17 protein-coding genes are annotated in these 22,359 nt (G+C 56.8%); 4 read left to right on the plus strand and 13 right to left on the minus strand.

Going from position 1 to position 22,359, the window contains the following annotated elements; all coding sequences use genetic code 11:
• Positions 1–30: 30 nt before the first annotated feature.
• From IQ265_RS13155 to gyrA, 4 genes are all read right to left on the minus strand, one after another.
• Positions 31–1,329 (minus strand): ABC transporter ATP-binding protein, encoded by a 1,299-nt coding sequence (locus IQ265_RS13155; protein WP_194054275.1) that lies wholly within the window; start codon positions 1,327–1,329, stop codon positions 31–33.
• 214 nt (positions 1,330–1,543) lie between these two features.
• Complete coding sequence (locus IQ265_RS13160) at positions 1,544–3,361, minus strand: RNA-directed DNA polymerase (RefSeq protein WP_194054278.1); 1,818 nt, start codon at positions 3,359–3,361, stop codon at positions 1,544–1,546.
• A 355-nt stretch (positions 3,362–3,716) separates the two neighbouring features.
• Positions 3,717–3,956, minus strand: a complete 240-nt coding sequence (locus IQ265_RS13165) for a hypothetical protein (protein ID WP_194054280.1) — start codon at positions 3,954–3,956, stop codon at positions 3,717–3,719.
• Positions 3,957–4,041: 85 nt separating this feature from the next.
• Positions 4,042–6,576, minus strand: coding sequence for a DNA gyrase subunit A (gene gyrA, locus IQ265_RS13170; RefSeq protein WP_194054282.1), 2,535 nt, complete (start codon positions 6,574–6,576; stop codon positions 4,042–4,044).
• A 379-nt stretch (positions 6,577–6,955) separates the two neighbouring features.
• Here gyrA and IQ265_RS13175 point away from each other — a divergent pair, with 379 nt between their 5' ends.
• Positions 6,956–7,357, plus strand: coding sequence for a response regulator (locus IQ265_RS13175; protein WP_194054285.1), 402 nt, complete (start codon positions 6,956–6,958; stop codon positions 7,355–7,357).
• Between the two features lie 135 nt (positions 7,358–7,492).
• Positions 7,493–8,398 carry a hypothetical protein gene (locus IQ265_RS13180; protein ID WP_194054287.1) on the plus strand — a complete coding sequence of 302 codons (906 nt, stop codon included), beginning with the start codon at positions 7,493–7,495 and terminating at the stop codon, positions 8,396–8,398.
• A 123-nt stretch (positions 8,399–8,521) separates the two neighbouring features.
• On the opposite strand, the gene IQ265_RS13185 is transcribed toward IQ265_RS13180, so the two are convergent.
• From IQ265_RS13185 to IQ265_RS13205, 5 genes are all read right to left on the minus strand, one after another.
• Entirely contained in the window at positions 8,522–11,287 is a 2,766-nt protein-coding gene (locus tag IQ265_RS13185) for a glucosidase (RefSeq protein WP_194054289.1), read from the minus strand.
• 127 nt (positions 11,288–11,414) lie between these two features.
• Positions 11,415–11,633, minus strand: coding sequence for an exodeoxyribonuclease VII small subunit (gene xseB / locus IQ265_RS13190; RefSeq protein ID WP_194054291.1), 219 nt, complete (start codon positions 11,631–11,633; stop codon positions 11,415–11,417).
• 39 nt (positions 11,634–11,672) lie between these two features.
• On the minus strand, positions 11,673–12,914 hold the full coding sequence (gene xseA, locus IQ265_RS13195; protein WP_194054293.1) for an exodeoxyribonuclease VII large subunit: 1,242 nt from the start codon (positions 12,912–12,914) through the stop codon (positions 11,673–11,675).
• 152 nt (positions 12,915–13,066) lie between these two features.
• Positions 13,067–14,917 carry a diguanylate cyclase gene (locus tag IQ265_RS13200; RefSeq protein WP_194054302.1) on the minus strand — a complete coding sequence of 617 codons (1,851 nt, stop codon included), beginning with the start codon at positions 14,915–14,917 and terminating at the stop codon, positions 13,067–13,069.
• A 219-nt stretch (positions 14,918–15,136) separates the two neighbouring features.
• Complete coding sequence (locus tag IQ265_RS13205; protein ID WP_194054304.1) at positions 15,137–15,403, minus strand: hypothetical protein; 267 nt, start codon at positions 15,401–15,403, stop codon at positions 15,137–15,139.
• Positions 15,404–15,561: 158 nt separating this feature from the next.
• On the opposite strand from IQ265_RS13205, the gene IQ265_RS13210 reads away from it, so the two are divergent.
• Positions 15,562–16,122, plus strand: coding sequence for a CPBP family glutamic-type intramembrane protease (locus IQ265_RS13210; RefSeq protein ID WP_194054306.1), 561 nt, complete (start codon positions 15,562–15,564; stop codon positions 16,120–16,122).
• A gap of 125 nt (positions 16,123–16,247) precedes the next feature.
• On the plus strand, positions 16,248–18,134 hold the full coding sequence (locus IQ265_RS13215) for an AAA family ATPase (protein ID WP_194054308.1): 1,887 nt from the start codon (positions 16,248–16,250) through the stop codon (positions 18,132–18,134).
• Positions 18,135–18,383: 249 nt separating this feature from the next.
• Here IQ265_RS13215 and IQ265_RS13220 read toward each other — a convergent pair whose 3' ends face one another.
• From IQ265_RS13220 to IQ265_RS13235, 4 genes are all read right to left on the minus strand, one after another.
• The gene (locus IQ265_RS13220) at positions 18,384–18,953 is read right to left on the minus strand and encodes a hypothetical protein (RefSeq protein ID WP_194054310.1); all 570 of its coding nucleotides are present in this window, start codon (positions 18,951–18,953) and stop codon (positions 18,384–18,386) included.
• A gap of 108 nt (positions 18,954–19,061) precedes the next feature.
• Positions 19,062–20,411 (minus strand): MATE family efflux transporter, encoded by a 1,350-nt coding sequence (locus IQ265_RS13225; RefSeq protein ID WP_194054311.1) that lies wholly within the window; start codon positions 20,409–20,411, stop codon positions 19,062–19,064.
• A 6-nt stretch (positions 20,412–20,417) separates the two neighbouring features.
• Positions 20,418–21,524 (minus strand): hypothetical protein, encoded by a 1,107-nt coding sequence (locus IQ265_RS13230; protein ID WP_194054312.1) that lies wholly within the window; start codon positions 21,522–21,524, stop codon positions 20,418–20,420.
• A complete protein-coding gene (locus IQ265_RS13235) occupies positions 21,525–22,244 on the minus strand; it encodes an ABC transporter ATP-binding protein (protein WP_228037858.1) in 720 nt (239 codons plus the stop codon).
• Between the last annotated feature and the right edge of the window lie 115 nt (positions 22,245–22,359).

The raw sequence follows: 22,359 nt of genomic DNA on the forward strand, positions 1-22,359 counted from the left end.
GTCTGTTGGCGTAGATCTCTGCAGATAAGATTAGCGGCTCCAAAGGGAAGCGTCACTCTCAGGGTCAAATAAATGGACTTTTTCGGGGGCGATCGCCAGCCACACCTCATCGCCAATGCGCACCATCTCGTCGGGGGGAACTTTGGCCAGCAGTGTCAGCGCCTCGGTTTGCACCGTTAGGTAGGTTTCACTGCCTAGAGCTTCCAAGTGAGTGATACGACCGCGAATATTTTTGGGCGCGGGCAGAGCCAGACTGAGGTGCTCAGGGCGAATGCCCAGCCGCGCTTCGCGGTTGTCGTAGGGCAGCAGGCGCTCGTCCCAATCGCTGGGCAGCGACAGGCGAAACTCGGGGTGAATGAGCAAAAACGGAGCCTGCACCCGCACCGGAATAAAATTCATCGGCGGCGAGCCAATGAAGCCCGCCACAAAGCGGTTGGCCGGCCGGTTGTACAGCTCCAGCGGCGTAGCCACCTGCTGAATCTGGCCCTGGTTCATCACAGCGATGCGGTGGCCCATGGTCATGGCCTCCACCTGATCGTGGGTGACGTAGATGGTGGTAATGCCCAGCTGCCGCTGCAAATTCACGATCTGGGCGCGGGTTTCCATCCGCAGTTTGGCATCCAGATTCGACAGGGGCTCATCCATCAAAAACACCTGGGGGTTGCGGGCCATCGCTCGGCCCAGGGCCACCCGCTGCTTTTGGCCGCCCGAGAGCTGGCGGGGCTGGCGGTTGAGCAGCAAATCGATTTGCAGCATCTTAGCCACGGCCCGCACCCGTTCGTCGATCAGCCGCTCGGCCTCAGAGACATAGCGCAGGCTGGGGGGCAGTCGGCGCGTGATCGAGACCAGGGGCTTTTCCCACCAGCGACTTTCGGTGAGCAGGCGCTCTAGCTCCTGGTTGGCGGGTGATTCGCTGAGGAGTACAGGTTTTTCTCCCAGCTCCGGTAGGGATTTGCTCAGGTCGGCCCCCATGCGGCGCAGGCCAAAGGCGAGGTTGTCGTAGACCGTCAGGTGGGGGTAGAGGGCGTAGCTCTGAAACACCATGGCGGTGTCGCGCAGCTTGGGGGGCAGGTCGTTGACCTTGCGATCGCCCACCCAAATGCTGCCCCCGGTAATCTCCTCCAGCCCCGAAATCAGACGCAGCAGGGTGCTTTTGCCGCAGCCCGAGGGGCCAACTAACACCATAAACTCGCCATCCTCAATGGTGAGGTTGATGCGCTTGAGCACCGCCGCCGCATCATGGTCGGTATCTAACGTATTCTCAGCCTCGTGTACTTGGCGAGACTTGGGAAAGGTTTTGTAGACGTTTTCGATTGCGACTTGGGCCACAGCTGTTTTTGATTTAAAGCTCAAGATAAATATAAAACACTATAGGCGTATAAGTTAGGGGTTTGGTTTATGTAATAGATAATTGAGTTGACAAAAACTCCGCTCCAGCAAGAGGAATAGAGGTAGAATATCCTGCATGAGCCAAAAAGAATTAGAGAGAGAGAAGCCATCGATTAAAGCAAACTACTTAGCCAAAAGGGTTAAAATCTTGGCGCTAGGGACAGTGAACATTCAAGAGGTACTTATATCGCTTGTCTTGAATGAAATCTGTCATATTGTCTCGCAATTTTTCTTTTAGAGCAGGCTTCAATTTACCTTGAAATATAGCTATTGCAAGAATTACCTTGGGAAGTGGATAGTGATCCCAGTTTGGAGAAGGTTGATGCATAAGGTAGCTACTCAACTGCTTATCTAGGCTCTGCATTCTTTTAATGCTAGAAATATGTGCTAGTACTTCCAATGCCTGCAATAATCCGTTCTGGGTTGCAGTTTCTGCCACAAGCAAGCGATCCTGTTTAGAAAGAAGAGGCGTTATTGCGGCGACCTGCCTTGCAGTCCATCCTGATTTCTCCCAAACGCCTTTAGTAGATTGAATTAATGAGATAAGGTCGTTCCTTGAGCCGTATTTGGCTGTCAACCAGAGCGATGCAGTAACTCTGGAAGGAGAGCTAAAACCATTCTTTCTTACTAAATTTTTTGCAAGGACTAGCATTCTATCGACTGTCTTCCCGCTAGTAGGCGTATGCCATGCTATTAAGCATTGAACTGCTTCAAATAGTGAAACATCATCTTCACAGTCTCCAGAGAGTAAAAATCTTTCTAGTATATTAAGCCGCCTTGAATTGATTCCTAAACGAATAAAATACTTGAAGGCTGCTCCTCTGAGACTTGGGCAGTCTGCAATAATTGGTGGTATAAACTTATCGATATGTGGATCTTCCAATATTCCGAACAAAGTTAGATAACGCTTAAAGACTTTGTCCCATTGCCCACTTCTAGGTTTCTCATTAAATCTTTCAAAGTAGGATTTAAGTAAGATCTTTTGCTGCATCTTAGTTTTTTCGTTGCCAATGCCCTCCTTGATGCAGTTTTGAATTACTGTTAATCTTCTATTTTCTTGTATTTTAAAATATTCAACCGCTTCTTTTGCAGACAAAATTTTTGTTTTGTTCGCATTCAATCTCAATCCTTGGCTTGCAAGAACATTATCTAAATTTCTTAATAATTTCTTTCCTTCTTCTCTGGAATCAACACCGGCATCAACATCATCCATCCATCTAACAAAATCACCATCCGTGAATTTTTCAAGCTCTTCATCTACTTTGAATAAATAGGCATGTGCAAGCAAGCGTGGAGCATCAAAATTTATTTGAGGCAGGCCAACTCCTGAATGAGGCATATAGTAGGGACGCCATGAAAATGCCTCCAGCATGTAAAACAAGAAGTTCAATAGATTTTCGCTAAAGTGTCCACACGAAGATATAGTATTACGTAACGATCCTAGTGGGATGCAATCAAAGTAGTTGGCAATATCAGCTACCACAACATACTTATGAGATTTGGTGAATTTCCAAATCCTATTTTGAAACTCAGGCCATAACATCCACCACGGATAAGGGAAGCTGTCATCAACCTTATCGACACCTTCGGGATTATGTGATCGTGAGTAAAAAGAATTTTTGGATGGTTGATTGTTTTTAATTTCTTTTTCTAGAACTTCAACAATGCATTGTAAAGCTAATGCGTCAGATGGCTCTGGTATAACAAGCCTTCTAGGTATTCCATCTCGCTTTTCCAAATGAACAAATTCAGGCGAGGATGGGTTGTAATGACCTGCCAAGATATCCTGCCGAAGTCGCTCTGAGAAGGAGCCAATGTTTCTATGAATATCTAGGAAATCATGTAAATCCTCCAATGGCTGATTGCGTAAAGCATTGCGGATAGTACTTTTCCAAACCTTAATTACTTTTTGCGTCTGGAAAGCGTGATCAAGGTCTAGAGCCAACCTCTGTGTTCTTTTGGTTTCTCGCATTTGCTTATGAATATACAAATCTAGAGCATAACTACTATATTTAGTATTCCCTTACTAAATATAGTAGTTATGCTAAAACAGCAAGATAAACACAATTGAAACATTCAAAGAATCGATTGAGTCAGATATTGAGTCTACTTCTTCTCAGTAAGTAAAGCAGAGTTGTTGCTGATCGACTCAAACGACAATGTATGGACTGACCAAGTAATAGTTTTGTCTTTGTTGGGTTTGACCGGGGATCGCTCTCCCCGGTCTTGCCCTTAGATAAAATCATCATGCTCAAGCATAATGACAGCTTCAGGATCGCGATCGCGTAAAACCGCAGAAACCAGAACGTTTGTGTCAATGACAACCTTCACTGCCTCGCTCGATAGGCAGCGATTTCAGCGGCGATTTCGTCCTCAGTGATGGTTTGAGCCTGGGGTAAAGCCTGAGTTTCTTTAAAGAGTGCCTTAACCGCTTGAATTTGCTCAGCTTTATGAGTCTTGAGCAGAATGACCTTAACTTTATCTCCTTCGATCAGGCCAGATCGGTAGGCAGCAGGAACTTCGATACTACCGTTTTTGATATTGGCTTCGAACTCAACCGCTTCCATCGCCTAACCTCACTTCCACCTAAATCGAACCTTGGGCAGCGAAAAGACCCTGACCCAGAATCAACGCTGGCTCTACAAATCTACCCTATCCATCCTCTGACGCTGCCCCGTTGCTGGTATCCGGCACGGCCAAACGAATTACCTGGGTAATGGTTTCGCCTTTGTTGGGTTTGACGATGCGATCGCTCTCCCCAGTCCTGCCCTGCCGGGGCACCGATTCGATGGGGATGACGGCGGTGCGATCGGCGCTGGTAAACACCGTCACCGATTCCTTTGGAACTGCGGGCAGCAGCGCCACCAGGCTGTCGGTCTTGAGGCTGAATTGGAACGACTGGGTGCCAATGTCGCCGCGTTTCGCCACCCGCAAACCCTCCACGGGCAGGCGCTTGGCGTAGCCCGCCGCCGTCACCAGCAGCAGACAGTCTTTGCTCGATGGCACTGCCACACAGCCGGTCAGGGTTTCTTGCTTGCCCATGCGAATCCCCTGGGGGCCTTGGGCGGCGCGGCCCATGACTTGCAGGTTGTCATCATCGATGGGGAAGCGCAGCAGTCTACCGCCGGTTGTGCCTAGTACCAGGTCGTCGCCGGGCTCGGCCAGGGTGACGTAGGCCAGCTCGTCGCCGTCTTTCACTTTCATTGCGGTGAGGCCGCGCCCGGTCAGGTTGGTAAACTCCTTCAGCGGCGCGCGCTTAATTTTGCCCCTGCGGGTGACGAGAATTAGGTCGTGCTCTAGTAAATCTTCGCGAATGACAAACTGAGCCACGATCGCATCGGCGGCGGAGGGCACCGAACCCGGCAGCAGCTGCACCAGGGGCGAACCCCTGCCCTGACGCGGGTTGGTGGGGACAGTCTCAACGTCAACGGTAAAGGCTCGACCATCGCGGGTAAGGGTGAGCAGTTCGTGGGTGGTGAGGGCTGCTTCAACCTGCACCACTGGGTCGTCGTCTACCTCGTGGAGCTTAGCGCTGGTGTCAACCTCTAGCCGGGCCTGCCGCCGCTGGTAGGCTTTTGGCGAAAACCGCCGCACGTAGCCCTTTTGGGTAAACTCCACCACCGTCGCTTCTTCAACGGTTTCAGCAATAATCTCTTCGACCTGCTGCGATTCTTCCGCCCGCTCGGCATCGGTTTGAATGCGGGTGCGGCGGGGGTCGCTGAATTTCTTTTTAAGCGCCTTGAGCTCTTTTTTCATCGCCTTGAGCAGCTCTTTGCGATCGCTCAACAGCCGGTTCAGCTCGTCCCGCCGCTGGATCAGCTCGTCCGCTTCGGTGGCGAGACCCTGGCGCTCCATGCCGGTGAGCTTGCGTAGGGGCATGGCCAAAATCGCGTCCGACTGGCGCTCGCTGAGGTCAAACCGCTGCTGGAAAGTCTGCTTGGCGGTGGTGCCATCGGGGGCGTTGCGCAGAATGTCGATGATGGCGTCGAGGTTGTTGAGGGCGGTGAGCAGCCCCTCGGTAATGTGCAGCTTGGCCTCGGTTTTTTCGAGCTGGTGCTGGTAGTGGCGGGTGAGGGTGGTTTCGCGAAAGTCGAGAAACGCCTGCATCACGTCGCGCAGGGGCAGCTGGCGCGGCTGGCCGTTGTCGAGGGCCAGCATGATCACGCCGAAGTTGGTTTGCAGCGGGGTAGAGCGGTAGAGGTCTTGCAGCACCCGCTGGGCCGGAGTGTCGCGCTTCAGCTCGATAACCACGCGCATGCCGTCGCGATCGCTCTCATCGCGAATATCCGCGATCCCCTCCAATCGTCCGGCATTCACCAGCTGAGCAATTTTCTCAATCCACCCGGCCTTATTCACCTGGTAGGGCAGCTCGGTGACGATGATCGCATTGCGCCGCTGCCGCCCCCGGCCGGGGTGTACCTCCTCAAGCTGGCTGACGCCGCGAATGGGAATGCTGCCCCGCCCGGTGCGATAGGCCTCCAGAATGCCCTCGGTGCCAATGATCTCGCCCCCGGTGGGGAAGTCGGGGCCGGGGATGAGGCGAAACAGCTCGTCGTCGGAGAGAGTGGGGCGATCGATCATCGCCACCAAGCCGTCGATCACCTCGCCCATGTTGTGGGGCGGAATGTTGGTGGCCATGCCCACGGCAATGCCCGACGACCCGTTCAGCAGCAGGTTGGGCAGCTGGGTGGGCAGCACCACCGGCTCCTGCTGGGAGCTGTCGAAGTTGTCGCTAAAGTCGACCAGGGCCTCGCTGATGTCGGTCAGCATGCCCTCGTTGCTGATCGGCGACAGGCGGGTTTCGGTGTAGCGCATGGCCGCTGGGGGGTCGTTGTCCACCGAGCCAAAGTTGCCGTGGCCATCCAGCAGCGGGTAGCGGCTAGAGAAGGTCTGCACCATGCGCACCAGGGCGTCGTACACCGCCTGGTCGCCGTGGGGGTGGTACTTACCGAGCACGTCGCCCACCACGCGGGCGCACTTACGGTAGGGGCGATCGGGGGTCAACCCCAGCTCGTGCATGGCGTAGAGAATGCGGCGGTGCACGGGTTTCAGGCCGTCGCGCACGTCGGGCAGGGCGCGGCCCACAATCACGCTCATGGCGTATTCCAGGTACGACCGCTGCACCTCGGTATGAAGCGAGGTAGGCACAATTTGCCCAGAGGCAAGGATGTCGAGTTGGTCGGCCATGGGCGGGGTTCCTGGATGAAAAGAAGGGCGGTGGTTTAGACCGGGCGGTAGTTGAGTTTAGCCATAGCGATGGCCCAAAACAACATTTTTAGATTCAATTTATCGTCCAAATATGGGTCAAATTTAATTGACCTTGATAGATTGGCCTTAACAATGCTGTAACTTATAGGCAAGCCTACCGGTATGGCAAGTATCTGGGCATGGCTGGTCTGCTGTGCCGAGTTGCAGACCCTGAAGCATCTATCCTCAAGCCTCTGTACTCAGGTATTTGGGCCTCAAGTGTTGGGGCTGATCTGAAAATTAGTACAGTTCAGGGCATCAACCACTTAATTTACGTTCTACTACCATATTTTTCTGATGACAGGGGTGGACATACGACATGAAAACCGTCCTACTGGTTGAAGACGACTTGGTCAATGCCCGAGTGTTTTCTAAGATTTTGACCAAGCGCGGCGGCCTGGCCGTGAAGCACACCGAAGATGTGGAAGAGGTGATGACCATCGCCCGCAGCGGCGAGGTCGACGTTGTTTTGATGGATGTGTCGCTGGCTCACAGTATGTACCAGGGCAAACCGATGGACGGCATCAAGATCACTCAACTGCTGAAGGCCGACCCCGCTACGGCTCGTCTGCCCGTTATTTTGGTCACGGCTCATGCTATGGAGGGCGATCGCGAGAACTTTTTGAGCCAGAGCGGTGCCGATGGCTATATTTCTAAGCCGGTAATTGACCATCAGGAGTTTGTGGACCAGATTAGAGCAACGATGGAGACGGATGAATAAGTACACTTGTACTTTATTTGCGCCGTTTTCGCAAGCTGCGATCGCAGTTTTGCTCCGCCCCGTAGCACCAGGGTCGGTACAACAAAGCTAATTGGGTACTTTAGAATTGACGCTCACCATCCAGGGAGATTCGCTGTGTCATCCCCTTCGCAACTGGAAAAGGCTAAAGGTGGCGATGCTGCCGCGATCGCAGACCTGATAAACCAGGCTCTGCGCTCTAAAGGAATTACGGTGCGCGGCGATCGCCAGGGCGATTGTCTGCGGCTGTGGCTGACCGGGCAGATGCTGCCCCCCCAGGCCCAAACCGTGAGCTACGTACGCCAGGGCATAGAGCGGCTACAGGTGGCAAACGTCGCCGTCTTGCATATCTATGGCGAGCAGACCGATCAGCCGAAACCGGGCTGGGGGGTAGAGGTGGTTTTGGGTGCGCCCGATGCCGAAGTCAGTCCCTTGAATTTGGAAGATCTAGAGGATCTAGATGCCGAAGCCGAAATCGACAGGGACATTGAAGCTTTTTTGGCACCTGAATCGGCTGCGCCTGGAACCATTGACCATGCCTACATGCTTTTGGAGCTAGAGCCAGGATCTTCTTTACAAGCGGTGGAAGGCTCTTACTTTAAGCTCAAGGCCCTGGCGCTGCGCGAGGGCGATCGCCCCAGAGTAGAGCGTTTAAAGCAAGCTTTTTACCAGCTGAAAGATCACATTGAAAATCCGCCCGCCAAGCCTGAGCCATCTCAGGCCAAAGCCGCTGCCGACGACGAAGCAGCCTCTCTCACCCCGGTTGAGCGGGTGCAAGCTCTTCTCAAGCGCCAGCGACTCGCGGCCCAGGTCAACCTTGAGGGCAGGCAGCTACAGATCTCCTGGCTGGCGGTTCGAGTCGTCAACCCCGAAGATGCCGCCCATCAGGTTCATGCCCTACTGCTGAGCCAAGACTTGGCCGCCCTGGGGTTAGGGGATGTAGAAACGTTGGTGATATCGGCTCTGAGTCGCGATCGGGCGGTGACCTGGCAGCAGGTTCTGCCGCTTCGGGGCGGGGCTTAGGGCGTGTCATCAATTGTGGCCAAAAGCCTGGCATACTAAGCCTTGCCACGCCCGACCCCAAGAACAGGCTAGGGGTTGTAAACCTTGGATTTTGGGCGTTTAGCAGCTAATTGATGACAGCCCCTAGGGCTTGTCATCAACTCCCGCTACGAGCACCGACTCAGACCGAGCATCCCTTCGAAAATCGCGGCTGTACTCAGCCTGCTGCTGAATTAGCTTGGCCACCAACCCCGTCCAGCCGGTTTGATGGCTGGCCCCCAGCCCCGCGCCGTTGTCGCCGTGGAAGTATTCATAAAACAGCACGTAGTTGCGCCAGTGGGGGTCTTGCTGCAGGGGCGTGCCCCCGTTGACGGGGCGATCGCCCTCGGTATCGCGCTCGAAAATGGCCATTAGCCGCTGTGATAGCTCGCTTGCGACCTGCCACAGGTTCATCCACTGCCCCGATCCGGTGGGGCACTCGACCTGGTAGTCGTCGCCCAGGTAGTGGTGAAACTTTTGCAGCGCCTCAATGATCAGGTAGTTGACCGGAAACCAGATCGGCCCCCGCCAGTTAGAGTTGCCGCCAAACAAACCGCTGCGCGACTCGGCGGGTTCGTAGGCGACGCGGTAGTCTTGGCCATCGGCGTGGAAGCTGTAGGGGTGCTCGGCGTGGTATTTCGACAGGGCGCGAATGCCGTAGGGGCTTAAAAATTCGGCCTCATCGAGCAGTTTTTCGAGCAGGCGGCGCAGGCGATCGCGCGGTTCGACATGACCCAGGGTGGCGTAGCACAGAGCCAGCATTCGCCGCGCCTCTTGCCCCTTCGTTTCCATGCAGGCCACATTGCGCTTCAGGTTCGGTCGGTTTTGAATAAACCACTCCAGCCGAGCGGTGAAGTTGGGCAGCTGGGCCAGGGTCTTGGGCTCCAGGGTCATTACCGCGCAGAGGGGAATTAGGCCCACCAGCGAGCGAATCTTGAGCTGAATGCGGTCGCCGTGGGGCAGGTGCAGCACATCGTAGAAAAAGCCGTCTTCCTCGTTCCACAGGCGGGTTTGGTCGTCGCCGATGTGGTTCATGGCATCGGCAATGTAGATAAAGTGCTCAAAGAACTTGGTAGCCATGTCTTCGTAGACTGGGTTGGCGATCGCCAGTTCTAGCGCCATTTCCAGCATGTTGAGGCAGTACATTGCCATCCAGCTGGTGCCGTCTGACTGCTCCAGGGTGCCGCCCGTGGGCAAGGGCGCGCTGCGGTCAAACACGCCAATGTTGTCGAGGCCCAAAAAGCCGCCCTCGAATACGTTTTTGCCCTCAGTGTCTTTGCGGTTGACCCACCAGGTAAAGTTGAGCAGCAGCTTTTGAAAGACGCGCTCTAAAAAGGGGCGATGGTCGACATCTGGCCCAGTCATCTTCTGGGCAATTTTGTACACCCGCCAGGTGGCCCAGGCGTGCACGGGGGGGTTGACATCGCCAAAGGCCCATTCGTAGGCGGGCAGCTGCCCGTTGGGGTGCATGTACCACTCCCGCGTCAGCAGGTCGAGCTGGTGCTTGGCAAACTCCGGGTCAACCATTGCCAGTGGAATGCAGTGAAAGGCTAAATCCCAGGCGGCAAACCAGGGGTACTCCCACTTGTCGGGCATAGAGATGATGTCGCCACTGTCGAGGTGCCGCCATTGGGTATTGCGGGAGCCACTGCGGGACGGCTCGGGCATGGTGGGGTCGCCCCGCAGCCAGCGTTCTACCTCGTAGCGGTAAACCTGTTTGCTCCACAGCAGACCGGCGATCGCCTGCCGCTGAATCTGCCGCTGGTCGTCACTTAGTTCAAAGGGCGTGAGGGCGGCGTAGAAGTCATCGGCCTCACGCCGCCGAGCCTGCAGAACTTGGTCAAACTCGGAACCAAGGGGCTGCGCTGCATCGGGCCGATGGGTCAGCCGCAGACGAATGGTTTGGCGTTCCCCTGCCCCCAGGTGGAGCGGGTAGTGAGGCGAGACCTTGGTACCGACCTGGTCAGGGTTCACGGCATCCTTTTGGCCGTGAATTACGGCGTTGTGAATGCCGTCTTTAACGTAGGGCGAGGCGTTCTCGGCCCCAAATAGGGCTTGATAGTTGGTCTCATTGTCGGTGAAATACAGGGCAGCCTGTTCGCAGTACAGCCAGTAATTGCCCAGGGTGGGATGGCAGGCTTCAATTACAACATCCTCGGAGGGAACAGACGACAGTTGGCCCCGACGTAACACGGGCTTCTCGCAGCCTTCACCCCAGGCCCAAGTGTTGCGAAACCACAGGGTTGGCAAGAGGTGAACTGTGGCTGGTTCAGGGCCGCGATTGATGACCTCAATGGCGATCGCAACGTCTTCGGGGTCGGCCTTGGCGTATTCCACGAACACGTCGAAGTAGCGGTTTTCGTCAAACACGCCGGTATCGAGCAGCTCATACTCGGGCTGCTCGTACCCCCGCCGCTGATTTTCGGCCACCAGGTCGGCGTAGGGATACTCAGCCTGGGGATACTTGTAGAGAAACTTGAGGTAGCTGTGGGTGGGGGTGCTGTCGAGGTAAAAGTAATATTCTTTAACGTCTTCACCGTGGTTGCCCTGCTCTCCAGTGAGGCCAAACAGCCGCTCTTTCAAAACGGGATCCTTCCCGTTCCACAGCGCCAACCCAAAGCACATTAATTGCTCGTCGTCGCAAATGCCGCCGAGGCCGTCTTCGCCCCAGCGGTAGGCCCGCGAGTGCGACTGCTGGTGCGAGAAGTAATTCCACGCCGCGCCCGTGTCGCTGTAATCCTCGCGCACGGTACCCCACTGGCGATCGCTCAGGTATGGCCCCCACTTTTGCCACGGCGTCTGAGGATCTGAGGCGGCTTGCAACCGCTGGTGCTCAGAGGTAGGGCTGTGCCCCTCGTGTTCTGATGTCATAGGGCAAAATCAGGTTTTGGCAATAACTGAATTGATCCAGTTAAGAAGAGCTAAACACGGCTGGAGACAATCCCTCACAGCTTAAACATTTCTCAGCGTTAGGGTTTGTCCGAGAACAGAATTTAGTTCAGGAGTCGGCCAGGGTTTCAATCAGCAGATCTACCTGCTGCTGCTTTTCGTGCAGGTAGGTTTCGCACTGCTGGAGCGCCTGCACCGCCTGCTCAAACTGGCTTAGCACTGCCGCCAGGGGCAGGCTGCCCGATTCCAAATCGGCAATGATGCCCTCGACGGTAGCAACGGTGGCTTCGTAATTCCAGGTTTCGGCGGGGGTGGCTTTTTTGGGCATGGGGAGTGGGTGGATGGGTAGACGGGTGGGTGAGGGGGGTTATTGGGATGGGGGATGGACTTGGGTGACTTGGACGGTGAGATGGCCTTGGGCGAGCTGAATTTGGAGGGTTTGTCCGGGGATGGTGGCGGTGGCTTGGGTGACGAGCTGGTTAGCGTCGTCGCGCACCAGGGCGTAGCCTCGCTTAACTACAGTGTCGGGGTCGAGGGTCATGAGGTGACTGCGCAGGGCGGCGGTGCGATCGCTGGCCTGCCGCAGTTCCACCTGCACCCCCTGTACCAGGCGGCGCTTGAGCTGCTTGAGGTGGAGCTGCTGCTGCTGCATGCGCTGGTCGAGGCGGGTGCGCAGCAAGCGCTGGCCCAGGCGGTGTACACGGCTTTGGGCATCGAGCAGGTGCTCGGCGGTGAGGGTTTTGAGCAGAGCGACTCGCTGGTGGTGAGCTTCGATCAGATCGGCCAGGGCGGGGACGGCGGCGATCGCTGCCGCCGTAGGCGTATGGGCACAGAGGTCGGCGGCCAGATCGGCCAGAGACTCGTCGCGTTGGTGGCCAATGCCTGTCACCACTGGAATGGGACAGTTGGCCACCGCCCGCACTACCCGCTCATCGTCAAAGCATTCTAAATCTTCGCTGGCCCCGCCGCCGCGCGCCAAAATTAGCACCTCGGCACGACCATCGGCGGCGACGCGATCGATCGCGGCTACGATGGAAGCCGGAGCGGTGTCGCCCTGCACCGTAGCAGACGAAAAGAGAATATGTAGGCCGGGGTGGTGGTGGCGCAGCGATCGCTGAATGTCGCCCCAGGCGGCCGCCTGGGGCGACGACACCACCGCAATGGTCTGGGGCAGGGTAGGCAGCGATCGCTTAAACTCGGGGTCGAACAGGCCCTCGGCGGCGAGCCGCTGGCGCAGCTGGCGGTAGCGCAGGGCCTTGAGCCCATCGCCGCTGGGCAGCACCTGCCACACCGTGAGCTGGTAGCTGCTGCGCTGGGGGTAGACCTTGACGGTACCCAAAGCAATCACCTGGTCGCCCACCGTGGGCATTGTGGTCAGACGGGCCTGCTGGCTGCGCCAGGCCACGGCGTTGATAGCAGCCCCGGTGTCGGGGTCGGTGAGGGTAAAAAACAGCCCCTTGGCGTGGTTATTGGCGCTCGAAACTTCTCCCACCACCCACACCTGGCGCAGGGTGGGGTCATCCTCCAGCACCGCTTTAATGTAGTCGACCAGGCCGCCTACGCTGAGGGCGGCGGGAGTAGTGGCCGAGGTGAGGTCAAAATAGGTCATGGAACGACAGGTTGAGCCAACCTCTAGTGTGGGCCAACGCGCGGTGAACATCAAGGTTAGCCCGGCGGAATTGGATGGCACCATGCCGCTGGTCGGCGTTTCGACCTTCGCAACAGGTAGCGAGACAACTAGAGCGATCGCGCTACCAGACCCTAGCTCAGGCTATCGCCGACTACATAGCAGTTGCGGCCCTGGGCCTTGGCCTGGTAGAGGGCCAAGTCGGTGCGGTGAACCAGCTCGCGGGGAGAATGCTCTTTGACCGAGGGGCGGTGGCACACCACGCCAAAGCTCAGGGTAATTACCCTGGCGACGTTGGAGTAGGCGTGGGGCAGATGGCATTGGGCGATCGCCGCCTGAATTTTTTCAATGATCCCCACCGCCCCCTCAAGGGTCGTGTCGGGCAGCAAAAGCACAAATTCTTCACCGCCGTAGCGGGCCACCAGGTCACCCGGCCGCTGCACCACGGTGTTCAAAACCTGAGCCACCTGGCGCAGGCAGTCGTCACCGGCCAGGTGGCCATAGTTGTCGTTGTAGGGCTTGAAGTAGTCAATATCGCAGAGAATCAGCGCCAGCGACTTCTGCTGGCGGCGGGCCCGCTGCCACTCTAAATCTAGGGCCTGGTCAAAGCTGCGGCGGTTGGCAATCTCGGTCAGGCCGTCGACGGTGGCCAGGCGGTTTAGCTCGGCATTGACCCGCTGGAGCTTTTGGTTGAGGTCGGCCTGAATGGCCTCGGCCTGCTTGCGATCGGTGATGTCGCGCACAATTACCAGAACCTCGTCTTGGCTAAGGGGCACCACCCGCGACTCTTCGTAGCGCAGTTCACCGTTGATCTCAATGGCGTGTTCGTAGCGCTGTCGGGTGCCCGTAACCAGGGCAAGCTGCACGTAGTGCATGCGCTGATCAGCCAGATCGTGGGGAAAGCTGACGTAAACTGACTGGTGGCGATCGCCAGGAATTGGGCCATAGAGGGTAATCTCGCCGCCCGAAATCAGGTTGAGAATGTCTCCGTTTTTGTTGACGCGCATCATCAGGTCAGGGATGGCGTCGAGAATGGCCTGCTGGGTAGCCTGGTGGTTTTGGAGGGCAAGCTCGGCCTGTTTGCGATCGCTGATGTCAGTGGTAGTGCCGTCAATGCGGGTCGGCTGACCAGCGGCGTTGCGCACCAAACGGGCCTGCCCTCGCACCCAGCGCTGGCTGCCGTCAGACCTAAAAATGCGGTACTCGCGATCGATCCTGGTGTCATCCCTCAGGGTTCGAATATCGGCCTTTAGCAAAGGCTCATCCTCAGGGTGAATGCAGCTAAACCACAGGCTGGGATTGCTCAAAAAGGCCTCCGCCGTGTAGCCGTAGAGTACCTCGGCGGCGGCATTGACGTAGATAGTTTCTAGAGTAGTCGGGTGCACCGACCACACAACGCACTCTAGCGAGTTGAGAATGCTGTCGACGCGCTGCTGCTGCAGTCGCAGGGCGGCTTCGGTGCGCTGCAGCTTTTCAGAGCTGCTGATCACCCACTGCTCTAGCTGGTGAGACAGGGCATTGCGCTCGGCTTCGGTGCGTTTGCGCTCGGTAATATCGCGCAGAATCGCCAGATGATGTTTGGGGTAAATGTGGGCAGTTGCGGCAAACTCCACCGTTTTGACAGCGCCGCTGTCAAGCCGCAGCAGCAGATCGCCTCGCATCTGCCCGGCGGCCACAAACCCCTGCCATAGCCCTTCGGGATTGGCACCTGGCAGCAGAAAATCGGCTATTTGTCGCCCCACCAAAGCCTGCCGAGGTAGCTCTAGCAGCCCGCAAGCGGCCCTGTTGGCCTCAATACAGACGCCCTCGTGGTCGACAATCAGCATGGTGTCGAGAGCAGCCTCAAACACCGTCTTCCAGGGCAAATCTGAAGCTGGCTTAGACGTTGCGATCGCCCCAGGCGTCGATTCCGCGCCAGTCTTTGCCCTAGGTAACTCTCCCAGGGTGGGCTCTAAATCAGGTGATGGACGCGATTCAGCAGGCAAGGGATTACAATCCGAAGAACTTAATCACAGAAATTTCTTACCCGGCCCGCGTCAGCAGGCCATACCTGTTAGAACACCTTAAAGTACCGAAATCGTCATCGACCGCTGGGTTTGAGTTAGCATTCCCCGCCAATCAATATTTCTTTACACTAGCTAGTGGCCCTCACGGCCAGGCACAGTATTCACCAATGGCGCTCAATCGATAACACTCCGCTGACATTACTGATTGCCCCCCGGCAGCTGCTGGTCTAGGACCTGCAGCAGGTCGGCGGGGGCGGCCTCACCGTTAACTGGGTACCGTTGCCAGTTGCCCTGCACCTTTAAATCGGCAAATAGCCCGCTAGGGTCATCGTGGAAGTGCAGAAACGCCGCCGATTTCAGGTAAAACGTGCCTGTCTTTTGTTCCCTCAGCGGCGGCACGCGCTGGCGCACCTGATCTGGCAGTGGCTTCAGGCGAGTCAGGGTATCGCTATCAGCATGTTTCATGGCGGCCACCCTGAGGGCGATCTGTTTACTATTAGATTATTCGAGTTACTGGTCCACGGTGAAGCGCGCCTCTATAACCTAAGGCACAATCCGCTGCTGCGCTAGCTGCTCAAAGGCCGCTCAAGGTTCTTGTCTACTGCTGCTACTGCGTTTTAACGTTGCAATACCTTCGCCTGCGTGCCTACATTGCCCTCAAGCTGACCCTGCATCGTCTGCGGCAGGCAGCCACGACCTGGCCCCGGCCCCACGATTGGCTTTTGGCGGCTGGGCTAACCCTGGGGCTGGGGCTGGTGATCATCCCGCTGGGGCTGCGCAGCCACTTTCTTGCGCCGATGGTCGCCAATGTCACCTGGGCCGATGGGCTGCGGCTGGCGGCGCGGGTGCTGGTGGTGCCCGCTTTGCTTGAAGAAGGGTTTTGGCGAGTGCTGCTGCTGCCCCACCCTACAGAGATCATCAGCGATCGCAAGCGCTGGCGACTGGGCCTGCCCATACTGGGGCTGTTTGTGGTCATGCATCCCCTCAACGCCATGACCCTCTACCCCGTGGCCTTTGCCACCTTTACCAACCCAGTTTTCCTGCTGTCAGCGGCCCTGCTGGGGCTAATCTGCACCGTGGTCTATTGGAAGTCGGGGTCGCTGTGGATTGTGACGATGATGCACTGGCTCGTGGTGACGGTGTGGCTGCTGTTTCTAGGGGGGTACCAGGCGCTCAGGCTATAGCCCCACTCGCTGTTTCTCAACTTTTATAACGGCTTGGGGCCAAGGCAGTGGTTTTACCGACCGGTAGTGAACTCTGGGAACAGGGCACCTTTGAAAGCGCCCCTGCTGTTCGCCCAAAATCTGCCATGAATGACTTTTTTAAAGGCTTTGAACAACTGCTCGAACTGGCCAAAACCCTCGAAGAAAAGGCCGAGAGCGGTGAACTAAAGACCAATGTGCAGATTAATACCCGCAGCTTCAGCAGCATTCCCCGCCAGGGCAACATTCCCGATATCGGCGTCAGCCGCATGAACCGCAACCCCAGCGGCGCTGACATTGAGAATGACCCCGCCGTCGAAGAAGTCATCATCACCCCACCCCCCACCAGCGACGGCTCCCCCTCATCCCCTCCACCCTCCCCATCTCCCTCATCCCCCACTCACCACCCCACCATGGGCGATGTCGGCGGCCTCTCCGCCACCCTGCAAGAGCTGCGCGAACTGGTGGAAATTCCCCTCAAACGGCCTGACGTGTTGGCCAAGCTGGGTCTGGAACCCACTCGCGGCGTGCTGCTGGTCGGCCCCCCCGGCACCGGCAAAACCCTGACGGCGCGATCGCTCGCCGAAGACCTGGGGGTGAACTACATCGCCATCGTCGGCCCTGAGGTGATGGGCAAGTACTACGGCGAGGCCGAGCAGCGCCTGCGGGCCATTTTTGAGAAGGCCAAGAAAGCCGCCCCCTGCCTGGTGTTTATCGACGAGATCGACAGCCTCGCCCCCGATCGCAGCAAGGTCGAGGGCGAAGTCGAAAAGCGCCTGGTGGCCACCCTGCTGGGCCTGATGGATGGCTTTGCCCAGACCAAGGGCGTGATTGTGCTGGCCGCCACCAACCGCCCCGACCACATCGACCCCGCCCTGCGCCGCCCCGGTCGCTTTGACCGTGAGGTGCAGTTCCGCGTGCCCGATCGCGCCGGACGGCTGGAAATCCTGCAGATTCAAACCCGCGAGATGCCGCTGGACGGGGTGGAGCTAGATGCGATCGCCGATCTATCGGTGGGTATGGTGGGGGCCGACCTCAAGGCCCTGTGCCAAAAAGCAGCCTACTTTGCCCTGCGCCGCCAGGTACCCGATCTCTCTGGCCCCGTCCCCGACACCATGACCCTGGTGCAGGACGACTTTTTGCAGGCGATCAAGGAGATCAAGCCCTCGGTGCTGCGATCGGTGGAGGTGGAGTCGCCCGCGATCGCCTGGGACGACATCGGCGGCCTGGAGAGCGTCAAGCAAACCCTGCAAGAATCGGTCGAGGGAGCGCTGCTCTACCCCGACCTCTACGCCCAAACCAGGGCCAAAGCGCCGCGTGGGCTGCTGCTGTGGGGGCCTCCCGGCACTGGCAAAACCCTGCTGGCCAAGGCCGTCGCCGCCCAGGCTCGGGCCAACTTTATCGCCGTCAACGGCCCCGAGCTGCTGAGCCGCTGGGTGGGGGCTGCCGAACAGGCGGTGCGCGAGCTGTTTGCCAAGGCCCGCCAGGCTGCCCCCTGCGTAGTCTTCATCGATGAAATCGATACCCTGGTGCCCGCCCGAGGTCAGTACCAGGGTGACTCTGGGGTGAGCGATCGCGTCGTCGGCCAGCTCCTCACCGAACTCGACGGCCTCCAGGGCTGCACCAACGTGCTGCTAATTGGGGCTACCAACCGTCCCAGCGCCCTCGACCCCGCCATTCTGCGCGCTGGTCGCATTGACCTCCAGCTGGAGATTGGCCTGCCCGATGCGGCGGGACGGCTGGCGATTTTGCAGGTGCACAACAGCGATCGCCCCCTCGAAGCCATTGATCTCAGCGACTGGGCTGCCCGCACCGACGGCTGGAACGGGGCCGACCTGGCCCTGCTCAGCAACCAGGCGGCCCTGGAGGCGGTGCGCGAATACCGCACCCAGGGCATGGCCGACCCCAGCCAAATTCGCATTGCTGCTCACCACTGGGAGCAGGCCCACCAGGCGATTCTCAGCCAGCGCAGCTCGGTGGCGAATCGGGGATAAGCTGGTGAAGCGCAAAAACCGGGTTTCTGCCGGGCTAATCAGCAGAACCTTAGGCACGGGGCCAAAGAAACCCGGTTTTTTGTACCCGCTATCTAGAGGGCATTTGAAAAGCGATCTGCGGTAGCTTTAATCCTCTGCTGATTCCCCCTGCCCCCCTTAAAAAGGGGGGCTTATACCCCCTTTAAAGAAGGGGATTTGAAGGAGGATCTTCACTTTTGCTAACAAAAAGCAGAACTTTTCAAACGACCTCTAAACAGACTCGCTAAAGATGATTTCGGAATTTCGCAGCCGTTTGTGGGTGCGATAGCGGTTGTACAGGTCCCGATTTGAGAAGAAAAACAGCGAAACCGCCTCCCACAAAAACACCCAGCCGCCAATAAATAGTCCTTCGGTCAATACCGAGGTAATTATATTGATGTCGAGGGGTTCTGCCAGTCGAGCCACCAAAAGCGTGCCCAAACCCGCGAGCACGTACCGGGCAGTGCGGGTGTTGATCAGCCGAATTTCTTTTCTAAAGAGATAGAGTCTAAAATCGACGCTATTTCTCAGACCAGCTCTGATCTCGTCCTCCATGGCAGCATTGCGAGTACCGGGGGGAAGCGTAAAACATACCTCGATCGAGTACTTTGAGGGAATTTCGTCGGCGCTGCTCTCCAAGTAAAGCTGCAAATCTGGATCGAGTTCTCGCCGCTTAAAGGGCGCTGGGTCCCACTCGCTAAAAATATCGGTGTATTGGTCGAGGGATACCTCGATCATATAAGCATTGGTTGCCGTATCAATGGCGTAGATTTCGTTGAAAAGCTCAGTTTTTAGCGCCATAGCAGCCCCAGCTGAGTTAGTCAACAGCATTACCCTGCGTGAATGCCGTTGTAACTCATGTTGTAGCCGAACAATGTAGGAAAGTGGTAAGAACGCTCAGTGCAATGGTCAGGCCAGGGATTTGGGCACGGCCCAAAGTAGGGTAAGCGCACGTGCGGCCATCAAACCAACCAAAGCCAGCCAGAGCAGATGGGCGCTACCGACAGCCTGAGCCAGGAAGGCGAGGGGCAAAAAGCCAACCCCAGCAGCTAGAACGGTGGCGTTGCGCAGCACCGAACCAGCGGTGAGACCAAGAAAGTAACCGTCAAGCATGTAGGCGATCGCGCCTAGCCCCAGCACCGGCACCAGCCAGCCCACATGGGTCTGCACCACAGCAAGTACCTCCGGGTGGACGGTTAACAACCCAAACAGCGGCTGCGGAAACAGCACAAAGGCTAGCGCGAAGGATAACCCCAGGGCAATGCTGGTAAATCCGCCCAGGGTTAATAGACGGCGCAGGTGGGTGCGATCGCCGCTGCCGTAATACCTGCCCGCAAAGCTCTCGGTGGCAAAGGCAATGCCGTCGATAAAGTAGGCCGACAGCGTTACCACCTGCAGCAGCAGCGTATTGGCCGCCAGGGTTTGGGTGCCCAGGGCGGCGCTGAAGTTGGTGAACAGGGCAAAGCTTAGCACCAGGGCAAAGGTGCGCACTAAGATGTCGCGGTTTAGCAAAAATAGCCCTCTGATCGCCTGAGGGTTCCAGCCCTGGGGCAGCACCGCCCGCAGGTTTTGCCCGCCGCCTTCCTTCAGCAGCAGCCCCAACCCGACGAACAACGTCAGGTACTGGCTCAGGGCGGTGCCCCAACCGGCCCCGGCGCTGGCCAACCCCATCTGGTTAATGAAAATATAGTTGAACACAACGTTGCTGCCGTTGCCCACCATCGACAGGGCAATCACCCGCCGCCCCTGCTCGCGGCCCAAAAACCAGCCCATCAGCACCAGGTTTAGCAGCACCGCCGGGGCATCCCAAATGCGGGCGTTGTAGAACTCAATGCCCGCTGCACGCACCGCCGGTTCGCCGCTGAGCAGCCCAAAGCCCAGCTCTCGAATGGGGGCTTGAAGGAGCAGAATGAGTAGGCCAAAGGTGAGGGCGATCGCGCCATTGCGCAGCAAAATCAGCCACAACTCCTCGCCGTCGCCCCGCCCTCGCGCCTGGGCCGCAGTGCCCGTGGTGCCCATGCGCAAAAAGCCAAAGCTCCAGTACACCACGTTAAAAATTACCGTCGCCAGCGCCACCCCGCCCAAATGGCGAATGTCGTCGAGGTGGCCGAGAAAGGCGGTATCGACCAGGGCCGCTAGAGGCACCATTAGATTCGAGACGATATTGGCGATCGCTAGCTTGAGAAAGCTGGGCAAAAAGGCCGAAGCATGGGTAGCGTTAACAGGGGAGTGTGGGGCGCTAGGGCTAGAGTCAGGCATGGTGTTTTAGGCAAGATATCCTGTCTCTTTAAGCAGTCGCTCAAGCTCGGCATGGGGAAAGGCGGTATCTTTTCGGTTGTTTTCCACCATGTCAGCAAAAAAGTTCTGCATCAATTCAATAATACGGCGATATTTAACCACGCTTTTGACGTAGAAATCGTCTAAGTCGATATCTCCATCAGCCTGTATTTTCTGGATGTTCTCAAACATTGTTGCTGTTATCTCATGGGACTTGAGGGCAGGTTTTATATGATATTTCTGCGCTATTCTCAGTTTGTCGCTCTCTGGACACGCATTGTAAGCCGATCGCATGAGCCATCCCAAGTTGCGAAGAATTTCGCCGTGGTCGTAAAGACTGTGCTGCTCAAAAAAGAACTCTTCGTGCCGCGTTAATGCAAAACTTTGATCAAGCGCCAAACCGAAGTCGGTTAAATAGGCCTGTTCGCCGTCGGTGACAACGTTGAAAAAATGAGCATCAAAGTGAATAATTCCCTTAGACCTCAAAAAGTCAATTGTTGTGTGTAGGTCGCATAAATTATCTTGAAGCCTATGAGGATTGTTTGGAAGCCATTCTCCTAAAACGTAAGGAATGTACTCAAGAAATAAAACCAGTTCGTGGGTTGCGATCGCTCGATCCAAACAGTACTGTCTGACCTCCTCGCTGCCGCCCCAATAGTTCACATAACTATTGAGCTGCGTTTGATCTGCCGGCGATCGTGGTTCAGAAAACGGGATAATTCGATAGTGGTACATGAGCGGAAACGTAGCAATTTCTTCCTCTAGTACCCAATGGGTTGTTTTAATATGGGTCACCAGTTCGCGAAAAACCCCTAGTCCAGTAGAGCCTAAACCGTAATTACAGTGAGTGGGCAGGTTGTATAAGTTTTTAGTAGAAAACAGGTTCTTGTACTCAAGGTCTGTAACGGGAATTCGCTTTGCGAAGACCTGAGATTTCCCAAAAGTGAGAGTTTGGTTTGTGCCCCAGCCCGAATTGGCCGTATTGGTCGCATTCTCCTTAAACAAGCTCAGCAGCTGGGTATTATCCAGCTGAGCGATTTCTGAGCTGAGCTTAAAGTACGCTTCTTTGCGACTATCTATAGTGCTTTGAGGCATCTATCGCACTGCTATCGACTGAGCCAAATCTTCGGGGCTGAGGTGGTCGTTGAGAATTTCGCCGTCTTTAAACCAAACGATGCGCTGGCTGGCGCGGGCCACATCGGGTTCGTGGGTGACCATGACCACAGTAATGCCTGCGGCGTGGAGGTCGGCAAAGATGCCGAGCACGTCGTCGGTGGTGTGGGTATCTAGTGCCCCGGTAGGTTCGTCAGCTAACAGCAGGAGGGGATTGTTAACGATCGCCCGCGCGATCGCCACCCGCTGCTGCTGCCCGCCTGAGAGCTGGGTGGGCTTGTTGTTGATGCGATCGCCCAGCCCCACCCGCTCTAGGGCCTCAATAGCCCGCTGACGGCGCAGGTCGCTGCGCACCCCAGAGTAGATCATGGGCAGCTCCACGTTTTCGCGCGCGGTGAGCTGGGGCAGCAGGTGAAACTGCTGGAAGACAAAGCCGATCTTCTGGTTGCGAATGTGGGCTAGGGCATCATCATCCAGGGTGGCCACGTTCTGGCTGTCGAAGAAATATTCCCCAGCGGTGGGGCGATCGAGACAGCCAATCATATTCATAGCGGTCGATTTACCGGAGCCTGACGGCCCCATGATGGCGCAGTACTCGCCAGGGTAGATGGAGAGGTTCACGTTCCACAGCGCCCGCACCTCGGTGTTGCCTGAGCCATAGACCTTTTGCAGCTGGCGAAATTCGATCAGGGGGGTGGACATGGAGTGGATGGGTGGATGGGTGGATGGGTGGATGGGTGGATGGGTGGGGCTATGTCTAGGTTAGCGTAGGTGTGGGTGAGCAGCTTTGGTACAACCCAGGGCAAACGCATACTCA

This window comes from Nodosilinea sp. LEGE 06152, from assembly GCF_015207525.1.
Lineage (GTDB): Bacteria > Cyanobacteriota > Cyanobacteriia > Phormidesmidales > Phormidesmidaceae > Nodosilinea.